Raw genomic sequence first — 3,102 nt, 5'->3', positions numbered from 1 at the left:
GACCGACGAGGTCCCGGCCCTGCTGCGCGGGCTCGTGCCCGCCGGCCGCCGGGTCACCCGCGGCAGCGTCGTGGGCTCGCAGTCCTCGGCGCTGCAACGGAAACTGGCCGGGCTCGGCGCCGAGGACCGCGAGCAGGTGCTCGTCGACCTCGTCCGCGGGCACGCCGCCGTGGTGCTCGGGCACGCGTCGGCCGAAGCCGTCGAAGCCGACCGCCCGTTCAAGGAGCTCGGCTTCGACTCGCTCACCGCGGTCGAGCTGCGCAACCAGCTCAACGACGCCACCGGGCTGCGCCTGCCCGCGACCCTGGTGTTCGACTACCCGACGCCGGTGGTGCTCGCCGGGTTCCTCGTCGACGGGCTGCGCGGCGCGGCCAGCGAGCTGACGCTCGCCCCGACCCCGATGACACGTCTCCTCGACGACGACCCGATCGTCATCGTCGGCATGGGCTGCCGCTTCCCGGGCGGGGTCACCTCACCCGAAGACCTGTGGCGGCTCGTCGAGACCGGCACCGACGCGATCACCGGCTTCCCGACCGACCGCGGCTGGAACATCGACGCGCTCTACCACCCCGACCGCGACCACCCCGGCACCTCCTACACCCGCGAAGGCGGGTTCCTGCACGACGCGGCCGAGTTCGACGCCGGGTTCTTCGGCATGAGCCCGCGCGAGGCGATGGCGACCGACGCACAGCAGCGGCTCCTGCTGGAGACCACCTGGGAGGCGATCGAACGCGCGGGCATCGACCCGGCGACGCTGCGCCGCTCGGCGACCGGCGTCTTCATGGGCGCGATGTACCAGGACTACAGCGACATCCTGCAGAACTCCGAGAGCGACAAGGAGGGCTACCAGGCCACCGGCAGCGTCGGCAGCGTCGTGTCCGGCCGGATCTCCTACACCTTCGGGCTGGAGGGCCCGGCCGTCACGGTCGACACGGCCTGCTCGTCGTCGGCGGTGGCGGTGCACCTCGCGGCGCAGTCGCTGCGCACCGGGGAGAGCTCCCTGGCACTGGCCGGCGGCGTGACGCTGATGGCGACGCCGGGGCTGTACATCGGTTTCTCGCGCCAGGGCAACCTCGCCGCCGACGGCCGCTCCAAGGCGTTCGCCGAGGCCGCCGACGGCGCCGGGTTCTCCGAAGGCGTCGGCGTCCTCGTGCTGGAGCGGCTGTCCGACGCGCGGCGCAACGGCCACGACGTCCTCGCGGTGCTCCGCGGCTCCGCGGTCAACCAGGACGGCGCCTCCAACGGCCTCACCGCCCCGAACGGGCCCTCGCAGCAACGCGTGATCCGCCAGGCACTGGCCAGCGCCGGACTGTCCACTTCGGACGTCGACGCGGTCGAGGCGCACGGCACCGGCACCACCCTCGGCGACCCGATCGAGGCACAGGCCCTGCTGAACACCTACGGCCAGGACCGCGAACGGCCGCTGCTGCTGGGCTCGGTCAAGTCGAACCTCGGGCACACCCAGGCCGCCGCGGGCGTCGCCGGGATCATCAAGATGGTGCTGGCCGTCCGCGCCGGGGTGCTGCCGAAGACGCTGCACGTCGACGAGCCGACGTCCCACGTGGACTGGACCGCCGGCGACATCGAGCTGCTCACCGAGGCCCGGCCCTGGCCGGAGACCGGGCGGCCCCGCCGCGGCGCGGTGTCGTCGTTCGGCATCAGCGGCACCAACGCCCACACGATCATCGAGCAGGCCCCGGCTCCCGTCGTCGCGGCGGAGACCGGCGGCGACGACGAGAGCCCGCTGCCGTGGGTGCTCTCGGCCAAGACCGCGCCGGCGCTGGCCGGGCAGGCCGCCCGCCTGCTCGGGCACCTCACGACCGAACGCGCCGCCGACGTCGGCCACTCGCTGACCACGACCCGCTCGGTGTTCGAGCACCGCGCGGTCGTCGTCGGCGCGGACCGGGACGGGCTGCTGGCCGGGCTGTCCGCGCTGGCCGCGGGTACCCCGTCGGCGTCGGTGGTCACCGGCGTGGCCGACACCCCGGCCAAGACCGTGTTCGTCTTCCCCGGCCAGGGGTCCCAGTGGCTCGGCATGGCCACCGAATTGCTCGCCACGTCCCCGGTGTTCGCGGCCCGGATCGCCGAGTGCGCCGCGGTCACCGACCCGCTCACCGGCTGGTCGCTGCACGACGTGCTGACCGGCGCCCCGGGCGCGCCCTCATTCGACCGCATCGAGGTGCTCCAGCCCGCGCTGTTCGCGGTGATGGTGGCGCTGGTGGACGTCTGGGCCGCGCACGGCGTCCGGCCGTCGGCCGTGGTCGGCAGCAGCCAGGGCGAGATCGCCGCCGCGCACGTCGCGGGGGTGCTGTCGCTGGCCGACGCCGCGAAGATCGTCGTGGCGCGCTCGCAGCTGTTCGCCGACGAGCTCGTCGGCCGCGGGGCGGTGGCATCGGTGTCCCTGCCCGCCGCCCGCGTCGAAGAGCTGATCGCGGACTTCCCCGGCCTGTCGATCGCGGGCATCAACGGCCCGAACGCGACGACCGTCGCCGGGGACGACGAAAGCCTGGAGCGCTTCGCCGCCGCCCGGGTCGCCGAGGGCGTGCGGGCCAAGGTCGTCGGGTCCACCGTGGCCAGCCACAGCGCCCAGGTCGACCGCCTGCACGACGTCCTGCTCGGCCTCCTGGACGGCGTCGAGCACCAGGCCGGCACGATCCCGTGGTACTCCACGGTCACCACCGAAGTCGTCGACCCGGCCGACCTCGGCGTCGAGTACTGGTTCCGCAACGCTCGCCGGCCGGTGGACTTCCAGGGCGCCGTCCGGCGGCTGCTCGGCGACGGCTTCCGCATGTTCGTCGAGTCCAGCCCGCACCCGGTGCTGACCATGGGCCTCGCCGACATCGCCGGGGACGCCGGCGTCGAGATCGTCGCCACCGGATCGTTGCGCCGTGACGAAGGCGGCCTCGCCCGGTTCCACGCCTCGCTCGCCGAGCTGTTCGTCCGCGGGGCCGCGGTCGACTGGTCCCCGGCCTTCCCCGGCGCCCGCCGCGTCGACCTGCCGACCTACGCGTTCCAGCACGAGCGCTACTGGCCCGCGGGGGAGGCCGGCGCGGGCGACGTGTCGGCAGCGGGGCTCGTCGCGGTCGCGCACCCGCTGCTCGC

Annotated in this window: 1 protein-coding gene; it reads left to right on the top strand. The window is 74.4% G+C overall.

All coding sequences use genetic code 11. The features are described 5' to 3' along the window. On the top strand, positions 1 to 3,102 hold a 3,102-nt coding region (locus tag G3I65_RS20430; protein WP_160697524.1), incomplete at both ends, for a type I polyketide synthase.

This window comes from Amycolatopsis sp. SID8362 (assembly GCF_010550475.1).
In the GTDB taxonomy this organism is placed as follows: domain Bacteria; phylum Actinomycetota; class Actinomycetes; order Mycobacteriales; family Pseudonocardiaceae; genus Amycolatopsis; species Amycolatopsis eburnea.
The sequence above is the reverse complement of the archived record's forward strand: the minus strand, read 5'-3'. Positions and strand labels throughout refer to the sequence as shown.